The organism is Hallella absiana (genome assembly GCF_025457485.1).
In the GTDB taxonomy this organism is placed as follows: Bacteria; Bacteroidota; Bacteroidia; order Bacteroidales; family Bacteroidaceae; genus Prevotella; species Prevotella absiana.
Genome location: NZ_JAMXSP010000017.1, coordinates 1 through 18856 on the forward strand (window position 1 = coordinate 1; position 18856 = coordinate 18856).

12 protein-coding genes, 2 tRNA genes and 1 pseudogene are annotated in these 18856 nt (G+C 48.3%); 3 read left to right on the forward strand and 12 right to left on the reverse strand.

Annotated features, from left to right (window positions below; all coding sequences use genetic code 11):
* Positions 1-125: 125 nt before the first annotated feature.
* A complete protein-coding gene (locus NG346_RS09420) occupies positions 126-2027 on the reverse strand; it encodes a TonB-dependent receptor (RefSeq protein WP_262288647.1) in 1902 nt (633 codons plus the stop codon).
* A 565-nt stretch (positions 2028-2592) separates the two neighbouring features.
* A complete protein-coding gene (locus NG346_RS09425; RefSeq protein ID WP_262288648.1) occupies positions 2593-4191 on the reverse strand; it encodes a hypothetical protein in 1599 nt (532 codons plus the stop codon).
* A gap of 650 nt (positions 4192-4841) precedes the next feature.
* Between NG346_RS09425 and NG346_RS09430 the strand changes: the two genes are divergently transcribed.
* The 3 genes and pseudogenes from NG346_RS09430 to NG346_RS09440 form a co-directional block, all read left to right on the forward strand.
* Positions 4842-4915 (forward strand) — tRNA-Arg (locus tag NG346_RS09430).
* 29 nt (positions 4916-4944) lie between these two features.
* Positions 4945-5018: transfer RNA gene (locus tag NG346_RS09435), tRNA-Arg, on the forward strand.
* A 418-nt stretch (positions 5019-5436) separates the two neighbouring features.
* Positions 5437-5804: pseudogene (locus NG346_RS09440) on the forward strand (transposase); the annotation flags it as partial.
* A 157-nt stretch (positions 5805-5961) separates the two neighbouring features.
* Here NG346_RS09440 and NG346_RS09445 read toward each other — a convergent pair.
* From NG346_RS09445 to NG346_RS09490, 10 genes are all read right to left on the reverse strand, one after another.
* Complete coding sequence (locus NG346_RS09445) at positions 5962-7674, reverse strand: glycoside hydrolase family 43 protein (RefSeq protein WP_262279956.1); 1713 nt, start codon at positions 7672-7674, stop codon at positions 5962-5964.
* Between the two features lie 131 nt (positions 7675-7805).
* Positions 7806-9356 (reverse strand): RapZ C-terminal domain-containing protein, encoded by a 1551-nt coding sequence (locus tag NG346_RS09450; RefSeq protein WP_262279957.1) that lies wholly within the window; start codon positions 9354-9356, stop codon positions 7806-7808.
* Between the two features lie 13 nt (positions 9357-9369).
* On the reverse strand, positions 9370-9615 hold the full coding sequence (locus tag NG346_RS09455; RefSeq protein ID WP_262279958.1) for a hypothetical protein: 246 nt from the start codon (positions 9613-9615) through the stop codon (positions 9370-9372).
* A gap of 157 nt (positions 9616-9772) precedes the next feature.
* Positions 9773-10933 carry a DUF4861 domain-containing protein gene (locus NG346_RS09460; protein WP_262279959.1) on the reverse strand — a complete coding sequence of 387 codons (1161 nt, stop codon included), beginning with the start codon at positions 10931-10933 and terminating at the stop codon, positions 9773-9775.
* A gap of 1 nt (position 10934) precedes the next feature.
* Positions 10935-11912 (reverse strand): 5-dehydro-4-deoxy-D-glucuronate isomerase, encoded by a 978-nt coding sequence (kduI, locus tag NG346_RS09465; RefSeq protein ID WP_262279995.1) that lies wholly within the window; start codon positions 11910-11912, stop codon positions 10935-10937.
* Positions 11913-11998: 86 nt separating this feature from the next.
* Complete coding sequence (locus tag NG346_RS09470) at positions 11999-13369, reverse strand: PTS galactitol transporter subunit IIC (protein WP_262279960.1); 1371 nt, start codon at positions 13367-13369, stop codon at positions 11999-12001.
* Positions 13370-13378: 9 nt separating this feature from the next.
* Positions 13379-14173 carry a gluconate 5-dehydrogenase gene (locus NG346_RS09475; RefSeq protein WP_262279961.1) on the reverse strand — a complete coding sequence of 265 codons (795 nt, stop codon included), beginning with the start codon at positions 14171-14173 and terminating at the stop codon, positions 13379-13381.
* 108 nt (positions 14174-14281) lie between these two features.
* On the reverse strand, positions 14282-16069 hold the full coding sequence (locus NG346_RS09480; protein ID WP_262279962.1) for a hypothetical protein: 1788 nt from the start codon (positions 16067-16069) through the stop codon (positions 14282-14284).
* Between the two features lie 12 nt (positions 16070-16081).
* The gene (locus NG346_RS09485; RefSeq protein ID WP_262279963.1) at positions 16082-17362 is read right to left on the reverse strand and encodes a glycoside hydrolase family 88 protein; all 1281 of its coding nucleotides are present in this window, start codon (positions 17360-17362) and stop codon (positions 16082-16084) included.
* A gap of 52 nt (positions 17363-17414) precedes the next feature.
* A complete protein-coding gene (locus tag NG346_RS09490) occupies positions 17415-18674 on the reverse strand; it encodes a DUF2264 domain-containing protein (protein WP_262279964.1) in 1260 nt (419 codons plus the stop codon).
* Positions 18675-18856: the final 182 nt, after the last annotated feature.

Sequence of the window (18856 nt, forward strand, 5' to 3'; positions counted from 1 at the left end):
TATCTTTTCTTGTTCCATGACCGCAAAGGTAAGCAAAAAAAATAGTTTTAGCACGCTATCATATCAAGTTCTTTGGTTAGGCAGCGGCATCCGTCCGCCACGGACAATCCCCCTTGGGCCTATTTTTAATTACTAATTCCATTCTTCATAATCGCAGAATTGATACTTTTATCGGTATCTACATCAGAGTATGCGTGTTTCTTGTTACCAAAGTCCATGGATATGGATGCCTTCAGATAGAAGAACTTCCCGCGGAGATTGTCAAGGCGGTATTGGAATTTGCTGTAATCCCGCGTGAGCAGTGAACTGTGGGAACGATAGTCGGTAAATGGATTTTGGCAACCGGCCTGCAAGCCAATGCCCTTAAACTTGTAAGTGACCGTCAGTCCATACAATGCAGTGTTGGACCATTGTTCAAGTGTGGCATAAACGCCATGTCGGTAGGTTGTGTAATACATGCCGATATTCAGGGCGTTGATCGCATACGAAATGGATGACTTGTTATACCATTCCGTATCCGTCAGCCCATTTCTGCCGGTCACTTGATAGTGCTCAGCACCCAAACGTGTCTTCACCAGGAAGCCATTCTTCGAATAGCTCACTCCTATCTCCGGATTGGTGTAGTAATAATGCCCCTCCGACAGCAACGAATGGATAAAATAGCCGTTGTCATAGCTGACAAACTCAGCATTGTTTTTCCAACTGATGAACATGTCATACATGGCATAGAACGACCATGAGCCGACATCACAGTTGACATCCAGTGTGTTGGAGACGATGGTCGTGGGCTTCAGATTAGGATTTCCCCGTCTTTTCTGAATTGTGTCGATGTCCTGCTCGATGTTGTTGTACATCGTCATTGTCGGGTAACTGTTCGTCAAGCTGCCACGATATTGTACGTAGAGGCCCGGCGTGAGCGTGTATTTCACCGTAGCCGAGACGCGTGGACTATAACGGTATTTATTCGCGTCTCCTCGAATCTTGTATACCAGTTGGCTGATACCGCCATCCAAAGACGCGAACATCTTCGACCAGCGTTTGGAGACTCCCATTTCCAGCAAAGTCTCAGAATAGGTCAGTCCACCCTTCACCTTCGTTTGGTTGAGCTGGTAATTCATCCTTGAGTTCTCTGTGAAATTATACAGAGCCCCCGTCAACGTCCAGCTCTTGCCCATCACCTTTGTATAATTACTCCCGAGGACCAATCTGTAGTAGTGCTCTTTCGTGAAGTTGCTATTATTGAAAGTCCCTTCCTTGAGCAGGTAGTCAAATCTGTTGTTGGAGTAATCCAAAGATCCTCTGAAACTCAGTCGCTGGCTGTCCCTTAGCTGAAACCTGCTACTGAAGGACAAATAGGGCGAATAGGAAGACTCATTGCTTGTTTCCAATGAGGTCGTGGTTCTTTCAAAAGCCCCTTGATAGCGGGTCCGATAGCCAGCACTTGTCTCCGGTCGGCGAAACAGATAGCCTAACCGCACATTGAAAGTCGTGGAATCGCCATAATAGTGAAAATTGTAGAACAGATTGCTACTCCTCTTCTTATGACTTGAAGTGTTGGAAACAAGGCCTTTCTCCAGTTCGTCTCCATTCGGATAAACAAAATGCTCGGTTTGGTCTGCATAAGAGTCTTCGTCATGGGAATGGGACTCGGCATATGCCAGGCTATGCTCATATCTCTGCTTGTAGAATCTTACCACGCCATTGCCATCCCCCACATTCTTATTCAGTCCATGCATCCCGTTGGCCATGATCTTTCCGCCCCGATCTTTTCGCTTTGTCGTAAACTTGACAATGCAGTCATATTGAGCATATTCACCCGTCGGCATGGCGTCGTATTCCACTTTCAGAATATCTTTAGGGGATAGTGTCTTGACATCATTGGGATTCGTAACAATATGATTGTCAATAACGAAGGTCACCGCTTTCCCCCTTACGGTTGTCTCATAGGTGATCGCGTCAATGTCCAGTTGAGGAATTGCCATGTTCCTGAGCAAGTCATAGCCGTCCATAGACACTTTCTTTTGCAATGCTGTTGGAATATAAACATCATTGTTTATTTCATGAATCTTCTGACTAGATTTGACAACGACCTCATTAAGCTCCACCTTTTTCAAGGTATCTTGTTCCAAAGAGTCTATATATGCAAAATGATTATGACCAATGATGACACGCGAATGTACTTTCGTAGCATACATTTCATTATGTACAACAGCAAGCAACAACCCAAACGCAACATACCAAAGCATAAGGTTTAGAAGAGATTTTTTCATCATTTGTCTATATTAAGTTTAATCACAGAAGATGACATTTTATAATGTTCTTCTAAACATCTGTTCAGATAGTCCATATCTAAACTGCCGTCTTGATATGTAGAACATAGATTATAATGCCCATTCTGAAATTTATTTTTTAGACGATCTTCATATTAAAGTCGTTTTATGGTTTTCGATTGCAAATTTAGCCACTTTAGAGATATGAAGCAAATAAATCAGGTCTATTTCTTTATTTCTATTGTCTCTGTAATATCCTAAATATTAAGCTATTATAATTTATATTCAATAAAGTAGGTCTATTTCTGCAATTTTGGAGTCACTAAAAGGCTTCAATGAACGTACGCAAAGACGTCTTTTCACCGCTAATTCCTACTTTAGCTTTATAGACAAACAACTTTTGCTTGATCGATTTTTCGCTAATCCCATATATCAAAGCCAATGCCTTTGTGGGCATTTTAAGACGGAGAAGCATCATAAGTCTAATGTCATCATCGCTTAGGTCGGGGAATGTGCTATGTAGCCTGGACACGAAGTTGCCTTCTACACCATCTACAAACAGCCTTATTTCTTCCCAGCCCTCTTCTGTTAGCGGCACGCTGTCGGTCTTGTTGCCTCGCAATTCTTGAATCTTTTGGGCAGTATCTATCCTCCTAAGAATGAAATTACGCATTGCGGAGAGTTGAATCTCCTTGTGATGCAATTCCTCGTTGTGTATCTTTTCTTCTTGGAGCAACTTTTCTTTCTCGGTCTTCAGCTTGAATTTTGCATTTGACTTAAATTGCCGGTAAGAATGCAGAATAAATACAATTATAGCCAGACCGAGCAAGGATACGATGACTATGAGCCAAGACAAGACCCGTGTTTTACCTTTAGCAATGCCCTCCTCATATTTTGTTTTCACTAAGGAATTATAATATTTTTGTTTGCTATCCAGCTGATTGCCATACATCTGCTCCAGATAGTGGTATGCAGAGTCCGCCAATGAAACAGCTTTAGAATAATCGTGCTCCTTTATCGCAGCTAAATGACGTATATAATAAGCTGTGTATAACTCTGAGAGATTTTCTGTTTGTATTGTGTTCAGAAGGGCATTACATTGTTTAATTGAGTCAGCATTCAGATAAGACCAAGCCAGATTTAGCATTTTGGATGATTGATCTGCATTGTCAAGTTTGCACGATTGATAGGAGTACCATAAAGATTCTTTGTAGTTCTTCTTTTCTGCCAAAACAGAAGCCATGTCCTGATAGACATCAGAAAGAATGCCTGAATCTTTTACCTCATAGGCTACAGACATGGCTTCTTTGCATTTCTGCTCCGCTTCGTTTACACTATCTGCGAAAAGCAAACACATACTTACGTTTAGTTTCGTGTAAACTATATTTGACTTTGAGGCTTCTGGTATACTTGAGTATGTCGTTTCTGCATGCCTTGCCACTTCTATAGCCTTTCGAGGATTTGTTTGACTTAGCACTCGAGAATATTTCTCCAATGCCATACATTGTGTATATCTGTCCCCATTCTTTTCAGAAACATCTGCTGCCTTCTGCAAACAGTCTAAAGCCAGTTCTGTGCTGTCGTTGAGCATGTAGTATTTGCCCATATAGTATTCACACTTGGCATAGAGCGAGTCATCCTCTCTATTATTATAATAGGTGTAGGCAGTTCTTAACAGTGAGTCGTTGTCAACATCCAGCCCGCTTTTGTCCTGTGCTATGGTGTAGACGAGGGCATATCGCGCCATTTCGGCTTTACTAAGTTTTTTCTGGTTGACATCATTCAGTACCGATAAAGCACTGTCCGGTGCCGTTGCCGATAATTGGTAAGCGACATCAATGGATTGGTTGTGTCTCTCCTTACAACCAGTCATCAAAAGCGCAACGAATACGAATAGAAATATGATAGTCCTGTTATTCATGAATCTTAAATTTCGACAAAGTTACGCAATAATCATCATTGAAGCAAATATCAAAGGTCTATTTCTTCTATTTGGTTATCAATATTATCTGTCTAATAATCAAAGGCTTGAAAATTATAGTTGAATTCGAAGGTCTATTTAAGCGTCTACCATGCAGCAAATAGTGGCTCTTCTTAATGGGAAAGACATTTATTATGAATTGCGAAGACAATTTCATCAAGTACTCTTCTTTGCTTTCTGAATCTCAGTCTTATGCTCATCCATGAACATCCGCAGGATGGTTGATGACATCTTTGGTCGGCACACGCTTGCCTCATCTGAGGTTGAAAGCCTCAATTTGACGGTACAGCCCCTTGCCTATCCACACCTTCGACTCGGCAAACTTACCATGTCATAAAGCAGACCTACTTAGGTTTTGGCTCTTCCGTTGACACTTGCCAAGATGGAGCCTGAGTTTCATTGGCCTGTCTGAATACCTTTTTTCTCATCTTGTCAACACCTTATTATATATATAGCACGTAGAGGCACCTCACAAGGCGCAGAAGCATGTGCAGGAAGTAAGGCATTAAAGAAAAATTGAAAAAAGTCGGCTAAATGTTTGGCAGTATAAAATAATTGTCGTACCTTTGCACTCGCTTACAAAGAGATATGGCTCCGTAGCTCAACTGAATAGAGCATCTGACTACGGATCAGAAGGTTCCGGGTTTGAATCCCAGCGGAGTCACTTCTTAAGTTAGCACACAATTAGGGTTTGGCTCCGTAGCTCAACTGAATAGAGCATCTGACTACGGATCAGAAGGTTCCGGGTTTGAATCCCAGCGGAGTCACAAGAAGAGGGTGTATCAAAATTCTGGTTCATCCTCTTTTTCGTATTATTTTTTAAAAACAAAGCCTCGACTTTCACAAGCCGGGGCTTTGTCATATCACAAAGATTTAGTATCTTTGTGGTATAAAACGAATTACATGGCAAAAGTACACTTTCGGGATTACAATCCCAAACAAATTATCCTTTTTCCTCAACGTCTTGACAAAGATATTGCAACAAACGTTTATACAGAAATTTAGCAAGATTTTCAACGCTTGTTTTTACTGCCTTACAAATGATTGTTCGCTGCGTAGATTTTAATCATTCCCTGCGTAGCGAACGATCTTTTTCTATAGCGTTACAACATTGGGAACATAGCTTCGTCCCCGCAAGAACATAGCTTCGACCCCGCAAGAATGCAGCTTCAAACCCACTCAATCAAGGGCAACAGGATCATCGAGGTCAACCACCGTCTTGCCAAATACAGAAAGCAGGCCGCAGAAAGACTTACTTCGGAAGAAGGAATAAAATATAGGGGGAAAAGATGCATAGAGCCAGAGGCCGTCTTCGGACAGATGAAGTACGACATGAACTACAAACGCTTCAGGCACTTCGATATGGACAAGTCAAGATGGACTTTGCCTTCTTTGCGATTGCTTTCAACATAAAGAAAATGTGCTCGAAAATCAACAAAAAAGGCAAGGGAAAGCCTTTTGGAGCCGCTAATACGGCCTATTCCTGCCTACTTGTGGTCCTGACGACTCTAGAAACAGCGAAAAATGGAATTTTAACTAAGAAGTCGGCCTAATCCTAATTTTACGACTATCATTGTAAAAGAAAAGAGGATGCACCATAAAACTTAATTATGATACACCCTCTTTTTGTATTGTAGATGCTCAACTTACCTTTAGACTTGGTTTTTCAAACGCTCTCTAACTCCCCGAAGAGAGTTAGAGAGGAGAAAACTATTCATTGACTGTGCACATTCCTAAGCCGATGAGCGTGCCGATGAAGCCACCGGCCTTGGTCGTACTAAGATTGCTGGCATCGATGCCACTGGCAAGAACTCTCCATGGCTGACTGCCCTGCTGGTAATAGAACGAATACCAACGGCCGTCGCCGGCTACCTTCAGTTTGATGGCACCAGACGTAATCGGTGCAGATGCCACGACGACGGGCGTCTTCTCTGTTCGGCGCAAGACGATGACCGGCTTGCCCTGACGAAGCATTGTGCCGAAGACAATGTTGGCATTGCCCCCCTGGAGAAGCAACATGCCGGAAACGGTGTTGGCCTTTTGGGGTTGCTGCGTCAGTTCCGTCTCAGCCGTGAAGCTGGCGTTCTGCTGATGCACGAAGGTTGCCAACGGGTTCTCCTTCACAGTGAGTCCGGTCGGTTGTCCTTTAATGACAAGTCCTTTGCTGCCTGTTGTCCAGAATGCCGACGGGTTGCGGACGAACGACCAGCGCTGGTTCAGGGCTGCGCTGTCGAAGCGGTCCGTATAAGAGAAGTTGCCTGTAACGCCGAGCTGTTCGGGCGTTTGTGACGAGCGGACCTTCAGTTGAATGCCCCGCTTAGCGTTGAGCGTAGGAACGGCCTTACCATGTTCGAGGATCACGGGCCAGTCGTTTTTCCATGTGACGGGCAGCAGGAAAGTCTCACGACCAGTGTTGTAGAGATTACTCTCGTAAGGTCGACAGCCCAAGAACACGGCCCACCACTGTCCGGTACCGTCCTCTACCAAGTCGGCATGACCCGTGCAGGACACGGGATCAACACGATTGTCAGTCAGATCGCGCTGGGTGAGAATAGGGTTACCACTATATTCCTCCCAAGGCCCCTGCGGCTTCTTGGCACGGAAGATCACCTCGCTATGGTGCTCCGCCGTACCGCCTTCGGCACACATTAGGTAATAGTAATGTCCATGCTTATAGAGATGTGGTCCCTCAATCCATATCGGCTTCTCCTCTACATGCGTTCCTCCACGGACGATCTCCGTGAAATTGCCCCGCGTGGAGTCGCCTTTGACATCGAACTCAAAGAGGCGGATGGCTGTCTGCCCCTCGTAGGCGGGCTTACCCGTCACCGAAGCGTTGTGCACGATATAGGCTTTACCATCATCGTCGAACAGCAGGTCGGGATCGATACCTACCACTTTCGGCAACCAGATTGGGTCGCTCCAGCCTTTGGAGGGATCCTTTGTCTTGACAAGGAAATTGCCGCGTCCTACGTTTGTCGTGATCATATAGAACGTCTTGTTGCGTTTGTTGTAGCGGATCGTCGGTGCATAGATGCCTCCGTGTGCGATGGGCTGGTTGACCAAAGGCAGTTGCGAGGGACGGTCAAGAACGTAACCTGCCGGTTGCCAGCTGACGAGATCCTGCGAAGTGGCAATGGGCACGCCGGGATAAGAGCCGAAGGATGAGTTGACCATGTAGAACGTCTTGCCTACACGGCACACGCTCGGATCAGGATAATAGCCCGAGCGTACCGGGTTGAGATACTGCCGGCTGTGGTCGTAAGGTGTGGCGAAGCGCTGGTCCTGGCCTTGATAGGTGAAATAGGAGAACGCGCAAGTGACGTCTGCCCTACCCCTTTGATTGTCTCCGGACGGTTGTGCCTGCGTCTGATGCCAGCCTAAGCAGAGCAAAAGACTGAGGAGCAGATAGTTTTTTGTCATGGTGATTGTCTTTTGGTATAATGGTTAATATTGAGTTTTTAGCTTGTTAGTAGACGCAGGCGCTGCCGTTGCACTTGCATACGGCATGGCGCCTTCGTTATGGTATAATAGAGAGATGTGCCTGACGAGAACTACTTGTCCTTCACAGCCTCCAAGGTTTGCCGGATGTTCTGCTCACGATGTACGATCTGCACCTCGATGCCGAACTTCTCATGGATGTGCTCTGCCAAATGCTGTGCACTGTAGACGCTGCGATGCTGACCGCCAGTGCATCCGAAACAAAACATCAGACTCGTGAAGCCCCGCTGGATATAGCGCGCCACATGATGGTCGGCAAGGGCATAGACATGTTGCAGGAACTCCACGATCTCGCCGTCGTCCTCAAGGAAGCGTATTACCGGCTCGTCAAGTCCCGTCAGTTTTTTATAAGGTTCATAACGTCCGGGGTTGTGCGTAGAACGGCAGTCGAAGACATAGCCGCCTCCATTGCCCGAGGGATCCTCAGGGATTCCCTTTTTATAGGAGAAGCTATACACACGCACGACGAGCGGTCCCTTGCCATCGTATTTCGAGAATGTGGGCAGTCCGTCTTGTGGATTCTTTGGATAGATGTTGCTGTCTGTGGTCTTGAAACCGTCTTTTCGAGGCTGCATCTCATCTTTCTTAGGCGCAAACTGCGGCAAGTTGACCAAAGCGGTCAGCACTTCACGCAGATAGGGATAGGGCAACACATCCTCACGCAGGGCAAGGAGGTCACGCAGATTTTGGATAGCCGGCGGTATGCTGTCGATGAAATGTTGCTTATGCTCGAAGTAGCCGCGGAAGCCGTAAGCGCCCAGCACCTGCAGCGTACGGAAGAGTACGAAGAGGCTTAGCCTGCCGGCAAAGTGACGAACGGACGGAACCTCGATGTAATGGCTCAAAGCATGATAGTACTCAGCGATAAGATCACGGCGCAACTTGAAGCTGTACTTTGCCGATGCCTGCCACAAGAATGAAGCCAAATCGTAATAATAAGGTCCTTTACGTCCGCCCTGGAAGTCGATGAAGAACGGATTTCCCTCAGCGTCAAGCATGATGTTGCGGGCCTGGAAGTCGCGATACATGAAACTCTCCGTCGGTTCGGCTATCAAGTCCTTGGCGAAACGACGGAAGCTGGCCTGGAGTTTCACCTCATGGAACTCCAGTTCTGTGGGTTTCAGGAAGCAGTATTTGAAGTAGTTGAGGTCAAAGAGCACATTGTCCTCGTCGAACTCAGGTTGCGGATAGCAGTTGTTCCAGTCCAAGCCGATGGCCCCGCGGATCTGTAGGTTCGGCAGTTGGCGTATCGTACGCTTCAACAGTTCTTTCTCAGCAAGGTTGTATCTGCCACCCGCCTCACGCCCGCCACGGATAGCCTCGAAGAGCGATGTACTGCCCAAGTCGGTTTGCAGATAGCACATCTCGTCGTCGCTGACTGCCAGCACATGGGGTACTGGCAGTTTGCGCTGCGTGAAATGGCGGTCAAGGTACACAAAGGCATGATCTTCGTCCTTGCTGGTGCCAAGTACACCGATCACTGTCTTTCCGTCTGATCCCGTCAGCCGGTAATATTGTCTGTTGCTGCCTGCACCTGCAAGCTTCTCGACATGGGCGGGAGCCTGTCCGGCCCATGTGGTATAGAGTTGTATGAGTTGATCCATGGATATAGCTTTTTCAATGTCTCCGGTCGGCATCTGATTGTTTCTCTTTGGTTTTCTGTTCCTGCTGCTCTCTGATGTCCTTGAACAGCTCATGGGTTTTGCGACGGTACTCGTAGTCGCTGATCAGACTGTCAACAACGAAGAGCAGCATGATAACTCCTGCCGCCATGAGCACAGAGCGGGTCAAATATAGCAGTCCTGCTGAGATAACGAGAAACAGCACGACCTTGCGCCAATCTATTTTCAATTTCCATTTCATATTGCAAACTTACATATTTTTTTTGGATTTCATGGCGTTATGACTGTGAAAAATCATTTGTGTGGTATGATAAGGGCACAAAAAAGTTCTGACCTTGCTATGAAAGCATGTGGTCAGAACTTAACGAAAAATGTATTTCTATGAAAACAGTAGTTCCCTACTTTGAGAACGTGTACTCCACAGGACGGTGCAGAGTCTCAAGTGTCTCGTCGATGCGCAGTTGCCATTCGCGTTGGGTGCGTACATCATAGCGGCTCCAGGCTGAACCAAAGTAATAGGTATAGCGCTCTCCGCTCTTCAGCGGACGCGCACCTAATGCGTGTGCGTAGCGGATCTTGTCGGGGTGATCGAGCGGCAAGACAAAGGTAGAGTCGACACCATCAGGGAAGAGTGTGGCGACAAACACCTGGCAGTTGTTGGCATCACGGTTGTCAGTGGGATCGGCATACTGCACGTAATCTTTGCCCAAAACAGCGGTTGTAGAGTCGGCGTCGTGGAGTACGACACCTGTGGCGAGGCGTGCACCGGCAGGTAACTGGTCATACCAAACCGTCATGCGGTTGAAGTTGCTGCCTTTGTCAAGACTGATGATGCGATGCTCATTGCCATAGCTCACCTCGACGGAGAAGCGTAGTGGCCCGTTGTCCAGTATCTTGTAGGTCTTCCAGCAGTAGGGCATCTTGAGCTTGCCGTCGATAAGCAAGCCCGGTGCGCCGCAGCCGAGCGTAGGACCTACATCGTAGGGATCATAGCCCGTGCCGTGATCGACATGATAGGATACGCCTTTCTCGTCACCGGCATAACGGTCGTTGATGACGAGATCGGGGGTGTTCTTCACCCATACGTCCGTACCAAAGGAGCGTTCCCCGGTCTTCTCCAGTGCCGGACCATAGATGCGATACGCACCGCGGTCGTTTTCCCACGCTATATCGTCCTTACGTTCCGGGACGAGACGCCCGTAGACCCATTGACGGTACTTCGAGGGCTGACCCACGGCAACGGTATAGGTCGTTGTGGACATCGGACGGACACAGACATCCACAAGGAGATTACCGTTGTGATCCAACTGAGAAATTACCTCGTTGCCGCGTTTGTCTTTGACGACAACGGGCGTTCCTGCCTTCACTCCCAAAGCTTTGTAGAGCTCACTGCCCTTAACTTCCACGACTTCATCGCGCTGGAATGATGAAGGATTGTGGAAGGTCAGCACCTTCACCTGAGTTTCGGAGCGAGGCTCTGCAGAAAGAGTAGCAGACGGAATCAGCAGGACAAATGACAGCAAAAACGCGCCAACTGTTATGTGCTTTCCCCTTTTCATCTTATTCAAAGTCCTTTGGCATCACCTTCTGCATGTCACCATAATCGAGGTTCTCGCCTGCCATACCCCAAATAAAAGTGTAGTTGCTGGTGCCGGCTGCACAGTGCACGGACCATGACGGGGAAATGACTGCTTCCTCATTGCTCAGCCACATAGGACGTGTCTCCTTGGGCTCACCCATGACGTGCAGGATACGCTGGCCGTCGGGTACCTTATAATAGAGGTAGGTCTCCATGCGGCGAAGGTGAGTGTGAGCAGGCATGGTGTTCCAAACACTACCCTCTTGCAACTCGGTGACACCCATCTGAAGCTGGCAGGTGCGCACGCCGGCAACACCGTCAATGATCAGCTGATGGATGACACGGGCATTGCTCTCCTTAAGACTTCCTGCCACAATGTTGTTGGCATCCTTGAGCGTCACCTTCTTCGTCGGGAAAGTCTGGTGAGCACAGGCTGAGTTCATGTAGAACTTGGCGGGATTTGCAGCGTCCTTACTGCTGAGCACGATCTGATGATCGTTCTTGGCGTCAGCACGGCCAATATAGATGGCTTCCTGAAACTTCAGGTCATAACTCTTGCCGTCCACCGTCACAGTACCGTCACCACCGATGTTGATGATGCCGATCTCACGGTTGTCGAGCAAACGTTTTTTGTCCGTAGTCTTCTCGGTATAGAGCGGTGCGATGCTCGTCAGCGTCAACGGCTGTGTTGTCGGCTCGGCGCCACCAATGAGAAAACGGTCAAAGAGGGAATAGGTCCAGTTGACCTCGCCGGGTACGAAAACCTTTTGGATAAGGTATTCCTGACGTAGACGGTCTGTGGTATAGTGCTTGGCATCTACCGGACTGGTGGCATAGCGCACATTATAGTGTGTATAAGCATTTTCACTCTTCATGGGATATAAACTGGTTTTGCAATTTTGTGCGAAGCCCTGTACTGTTGCCAGACAGAGAAACAACGCTATCATAAACTTCTTCATCATATTTTCTTATTCCAAATACAGTATTGAACATGTGTCTTTCTGATGGATAGACACACCTTATTATATATTATTGTTTTCCGACTTTACTTATTGCTGCTTGCCAATTTCTCGCTTTTGACGATCTGCTTATGGTTGTAGACCATCAATGCCAAGGTAAGTAAGACGAGAATAGCCGGTCCCACATAGCGGACATAGCATGTGAGCTTGTAGATCACCCAGCCAATGAGCGACGAGGCGAAATCGAGAGCTCCTCCTGTGAAACCTTGAGGAATCTGCGCTGCTTTGTCCTTGGTGGCCTCAAAGACAGCATTGGCTGCCAGTGTGAAGTCAGGTGCCATGTCGGTGACAAAGTACAAGCCGAATATCAAAGCCACAAGACCGATGATAAATGTCTTCACTACGTTGCCCTTGGTATAGGGTAGGACGATCGGGAAGAGATAGAACATACCGGCCAAGGAGGCTAACGGAAGGAACTGATTGCCCGGCAGAATGACGGAAACAACCAGCACGGTGGGGATCAACAGAATCGAGACGACGAGTGTAGTCGGGTGTCCGATGACCAGCGCGGGGCTCATACCGATGTGCACCTTACGTCCGTGGAGTCGCTTGTCGACCATCTCTTGTGCCTTGACAGAGATTGGCTTCAAACCGTCAATAAACAGTTTGGTGATGCGGGGAATGAGTTCCATGACAGCACCCATGGTCACGCCTAATGTCAGGACCATCTTTACGTCGAAATGAGCAGCCACTCCGATGAGGATGCCAACGATGACACCAAGGAGCAAAGGCTCGCCGAAGACTCCGAACTTGCGCTTGAGACCTTCTGCGTCTACATCGAGACGGGAGAATCCTGGAATCTTATCGAGAGCTTTATTGATGACGACAGCAAAAGGCATAAAGCTTTGGCAGAACGGCTGCGGAATACTGATGCCCTCGAGATCATAGTACTTCTGAAATTTCGTGGCAGTGATATCTGCAAGAACCAACGTGATGATATAGCACACGATAGCGGCAAAATAGCCCCAGGCGAGGCTCTCACCCATGACAAAATAGGCCACGGCACCAATGAAAGCATAGTGCCAGTAGTTCCACAAGTCGATATTGAGTGTGCTCGTGGTCTTTGTTAGCAACATGAGCACATTGATGCCCAGGCAGATCGGAATGATGAGTGCTCCCACTGCTGTGTTGTAGGCAACAGACGCAGCCGCCGGCCAGCCCATGTCGAAAACGTTGAGTTGGAGATGATAGAGATCGCAGATCGCTTTCAGCGGATCGTTGAAGTTGGTAGTCAGCAATGCCGTTACCACACCCAAGCCCACAAAACCGACACCCACATAGAGTCCCGATTTGAGGGCCTGGCCGAACTTCATACCGATACACAGGCCGATCACCGTGAAGATAATCGGCATCATGACCGATGCGCCTAAGCTGATGATATAGCTAAAGACATCCATGGTTCAGACTTACTTAGGCTGTTTGCCGATGTAGGCGAGGATGCCGCCGTCGACATAGAGAATATGTCCGTTAACAAAATCAGAGGCATCGGATGCCAGGAACACAGCTGGACCTTGCAGATCCTCAACAGTTCCCCAACGGCCGGCAGGTGTCTTAGACACGATGAACTGGTCGAAAGGATGACGACTGCCGTCGGCCTGACGCTCACGCAGAGGCGCAGTCTGTGGTGTGGCGATATAGCCTGGACCGATACCGTTGCACTGAATGTTGTACTCGCCATACTCAGAACAAATGTTACGCGTCAGCATTTTCAGACCACCTTTAGCGGCTGCGTAGGCGGAGACCGTCTCACGGCCGAGCTCACTCATCATTGAGCAGATGTTGATGATCTTGCCATGTCCCTTCTTGATCATGCCGGGGATGACAGCTTTGGAAACGATGAAAGGTGCTGTCAGATCAATGTCGATAACCTGGCGAAACTCTTCTGTGCTCATCTCTGTCATAGGGATTCGCTTGATGATACCGGCGTTGTTGACCAGGATGTCGATAGTTCCAAGCTTCTGCTCAATGTCTGCAACCATCTTCTTGACGTCGTCTTCCTTGGTCACATCACAAATATAGCCCAAAGCCTCAATGCCTTTGGCCTTATAGTCAGCCATAGCCTGATCGAGATGGTGCTGGCTGCGGCAGTTGAAAGCAATTTTTGCGCCTGCTTCAGCGTAAGCCTCTGCGATGGCCATTCCGATACCATAAGCAGCACCTGTGACGAGTGCCACTTTTCCTTGCAATGAAAAGTTGATCATGTTCTTATTCCTTTCTATGTTAATGTTATATTTTTGAATCGATTATTCTTTGTCTAATATATAATACGTATGAGTTCACTCAAATACTATATTCATCTTACCCAATCCCTAATCTATTCTATATATAATATGGTGTCGCGTTTGGGGCTTCCCCGCCACATAAGGAGCGAGTCGTCTGGAACGGATGGAGTTTTCTATCGTCTCCTTTGTCCACTGAGCTTTGACACGGCTATCAGATTGAACGGTGAGCTGATTGTCGATACGTGTCAGTCCGGGTTGGAAGTCTACCTGATGATTTCGTCCCGTAAACTCGTCTGCGGAGATGGCGAGCAGCCCGGTATAGTCTTTGAGTCTGTCTACCGTTTTCATCTTTACATTATCGCTGTATTCCAGCCCGTCGGCTCTGCTACGCAGTGTGAATCTACGGACAATGGAGCCGTCATTTTCTGCCAGCGTCGCCTTCACGATGAAGTAATCTCCTTTGATGTCTATCGTTGGCTCACCGACGAGTCGAGCATTTGGCTTTCCTGTTGTAGGTTGATAATAACCAATAATATTGCCGGTGTTGTATTGCCTGTAGGGGATGACGAGATTGTCGGTCATGTCATCATGGATAGGTGCGAGGTATCCTGTGTAGCTTTTCTTGCCTTTGCTGAACGAGAAGCAGGCGAAACAGCGGGAAGTGAGCGTACGTACGATTTGCTGACAGGGGAAGAGTTTGCTGCCATGGTAACGACGCTCAAAGTCTGTCCAGCGCGTCGGACTCATGTCTTCTGTGGGCCAGAGCCGGTGCATCAGCTCGGTCATCAGCAGCCGATGAGCCTGCACGCCCATGCGACGGGCACCTACATCCGGTCTCAAGAGGAAAGAACCGTCATCAGTGGTCTGCTGTCTTTGTGCTATACGCTTTAAGCATTGCCGCTCGAAATAGAGGGCGTCGGCATTTCTTTGCATACAGGCCATCGTAGCGTAGCTCGTCACTTGGTCATAGAGGAAGAGGCTCCAGTCATTGCCGTTGGGCATGGCTTGCTCTCCGTCGGGCAGAGTGAGCCAGTTGAGGACATTTTCCGTTACCTTGTCACAATTGTGGAGCAACGCACGCGAAGCCCATCGCTGGCGTCTGCCTTGGAAAAGCCGCAGTGCCAATGCTGCCTCACCGAGTTCCTGGATGACTACATTCTGATAGGAAGTATGGAAGAAATCGTGGTTTTGAAGCGTCCAGTCGGGATAGAGATTCGGTCCTTTGTAAAGATCACAAACGCGTGTTGCGTCATAGGCGGGGTCGATCACTGTCGTATCCTGGGCATCGGAAGGGTGGGAATAGCTGTTGATGGCGAAGGCACGCATACGTTGGAACCATTGCGAAGCCAGCGGATCATCGGGGAAAAGACCGAGCGTAGCAGCAAGCACATCTACTTCCCAACCATTTTCCTCTGCCTTGGTGTCACCAATATAACCCGTCGGGATGTCACGCTCCAACTCGTAGTTGCACTCTGCTTTCAGCAAGTGGTAGATGTCAGTCTTCAAACTATCGGGCAAACTCTGCCATTGGAAATAGGCAGAGTAAGCCACAGACATTGCCCAAAGGCTGCTCTCCCACTGATAATCCTTCGCTGAGACAGACCCCCAGTAGCGGCCATCAAGACAGGGACGCTTACGTACTGCCTTGTGCGTATGCACTGTAAAGGCAAGTGTTTTCAGAGCTATCGAGTCTTCTCCCATGAATGCTGCCACCATGCTCAAGTCGGCATTGGTGCGCACGCCTCGTTCGTCGGCAGCCCCCGTGTGCTCGCCTTTGAACACAGCATACTGGTTGTCGAGTGGCTGATAGTCGTTCCGCACGTATTGCATGAACGCTGACAGCATTGAAAGGATGGAGAGAAGAACGATGGACATAGACGTTTTCTTTTATCGGTTTTGACTACGCAGTGACTCCGTAGCCGCTAACAAGAAGGCACCAACACCGAAGTCGGCTTGACTGTCTTTGTCGACATGCTGCCCAAGAATGGCACGCTCACCAATAGGCTGCACGTATCCGACACTGCCGTCAGACTGAAGGGCGACCGTCGTCAAATAGTTTTGAGCACGGCGAATCACGGGCTTGAAAGTCTTGGCATTGAGCAGTCCGTGGTTCACGCCCCATTCCATGCCATAGGTGAAGAACGCAGTTCCGCTGGTCTCGGGACCCGGTGCTTGCTGAGGATCCATCATCGAGCGGGTCCAATAGCCTTCCGGTTGTTGTATCTTTGCTACAGCGAGAGCAAGCCGCTGATATTTCTTCAAGAAGAAATTGTAGTGGCGATAGCTCTTCGGCATGTCCTGCAGCACCTTAGCCAATCCCGCGAGCACCCAGCCGTCGCCGCGCGCCCAGAAGTCTTTCTTGCCGCTGTTGGTCTTATGCATCGGATAGATATACTTGCCGTCGCGGAAGTAAAGACCTGTCTCCTTGTCGAGCATGATGCTGTCGGAATAGCAGATATTATCGTAGAGCTTGTCAAGATAGCGCACGTCACCGGTGAGCTTGTACATCTTCATCATCACGGGCATGACCATGTACAAGGCGTCAGCCCACCACCAATAGTCGTGAGCAGAGTGTGAGACAACGTATCCCATCACTTCCTTAGCTCTTGCCGTCATCAAGTCAGGGCTGCTGATCTCCATCTTTGTGAGAGTCTGTCCCTTGCTTCCTTGCTGGACTTGAAACATATTATATAAGTCGATGTAGGTCTGGAAACAGATCTGCCAGTCACCGAAGAGCACATGCTGTTGGTCTTCTCCGTATTTTTTATAGAGCCACTTAGCCGTATCAGCCTCAGTCGCTCCTTTCCATTGGTTATGCTCTGCCCACCGCAGACTATAGGCAAGGTATGCGTTGAGCTTATCTGTCAACAGTTTACGCCTTTTCGCAGACAGTTTTTTATTGCTGCTCAGCTCTTGCGTCAGCCATTTACAAACCTCCATGTTACCCGTGTGGTATGCGGCCACATTCCAGAAAGCAGTCGCCTCCGGTGTATGATGCTTTTGCCAGTAGTCGTTGACCTTAAAAATCTGATTGAGTGTTTTCGCCTTCTGCTCAGTAGCGGCCTTGGCTTTTGCTTTACGAGCAATACGATGCTGAGCATGCAAGGGCAGCAGCGGCAGCAAGGCAATCAGCACCATCCAGAGGTATTTGTTCTTGATCGTTATCATGTCTTTTGATTGAGATAGGTTGATGATAGTAGGTTTTCTTATACGAGAAAGTTTACCACTTGTCATGTGTCTGAATCTGATCCTTCCACAGATGATCCTTCGGAAAGTCTTGCCCGTTCCAAGCTTTCACCTGTGTCCAAGGTTGGGCGGCGTCCGTCCAAAAGGCATCGTCGGCAGGCAGCCCAAGCGGCATGAAGCACAGTGAAGCCATATACTCACTGCCATTGTTGGTATACCAGTCTGCCACCTGCGGTTGATGGCCACAGAATCCTATGTTGAGGAATCCCTTCTCGTTATAGTTGTCACCCTTGTCCCACATGCGGTGCATGACCTTTGTCAGTGCTGCACGCACCTGTCCGTTGGTGAGTTCTTTCGGCAACTGCTTGTACCAAGCCAATAAAGCCAATGGCTGCATGGCTGCATTGCGATAAGGAATGCTGCGGCCGAAAACGGGGAATGTACCTTCAGGAGAGATGAATCGCTCCAAGATGATAGAGAACTTTTGGCAACGGCTCAGCTCGCGGTTATAGTATTTCTGATAGTCGAGACGCGTGTTAGCCTTGGCATCTACCATAGCCTGCAGCGTTTCGAGATACATTGGATGGAAGACATAACTACTGTAATAGTTGAAGGTGAAGTCAGGCCCGTCGCTGTACCATCCGTCACCCGTGTACCATTCCTCCATCTTACGGATGGCTGAGTTGACACGGTATTGGTCGTAGTCCCCGCCGGCTTTGGCCATGAAGCTCTCTATAGTGGAAGAGAAAAGGAGCCAATTGGTATAGGGTGGATCTATCTTCCGTAGTTTCTTGAACTCTTTGAAGTATTCCTCTTTGGTTTGCTTGTCCAGTGGCATCCACAGCGCGTCGTAAGCACGCAGAAAGCTCTCAGCGATGTAAGCAGCATCAACGAGATTTTGTCCGCCGATGCCCCAACAGAGATAATCGGGGCTCTTTGGGTCAACGGCATTCCTGTAGCTTTGGAGAGCCCATTCCCTCAACTGCTTGCGCATCTTACCCTCTTCCGTGTTGTCATCGGGCAAAGCCAGCCATGGAGCGATGCCGGCCATGAGACGGCCGAAGCATTCCATATAGGCCACCTTGCGGTTACGGTTGTCAAAGCTCGGCGAGAACTCCATCTGCATATTCTTTTGCAATTCGCCCTTCGCCATATTCTCCAGCACGGGCTGTGCCATCTTATAAGCCTGTCCTGCCCACCACTGGCGGTCAGAGATCACAGTCTTTTTCTTAGCATTTGCGGGTATCGTTAATACGATGAAGGCAAAAAGTAATAGATAAAGTGTTTTCTTCATAATGTTTGTTTTTGCAAAGATAGGCAAAAAAAGATAGCCGGACGGCGAAAAAATGACTTTTTTAGTGCAATAATCATTATTTCAGCGTTCCGGCTATCCCTAATAAGGATTACTCGTCAGCAATTGCGTCCTCGTAGTTGGTCCTTTTGTCCACGTTTGCCCCATATTAGATCCTCATCCTC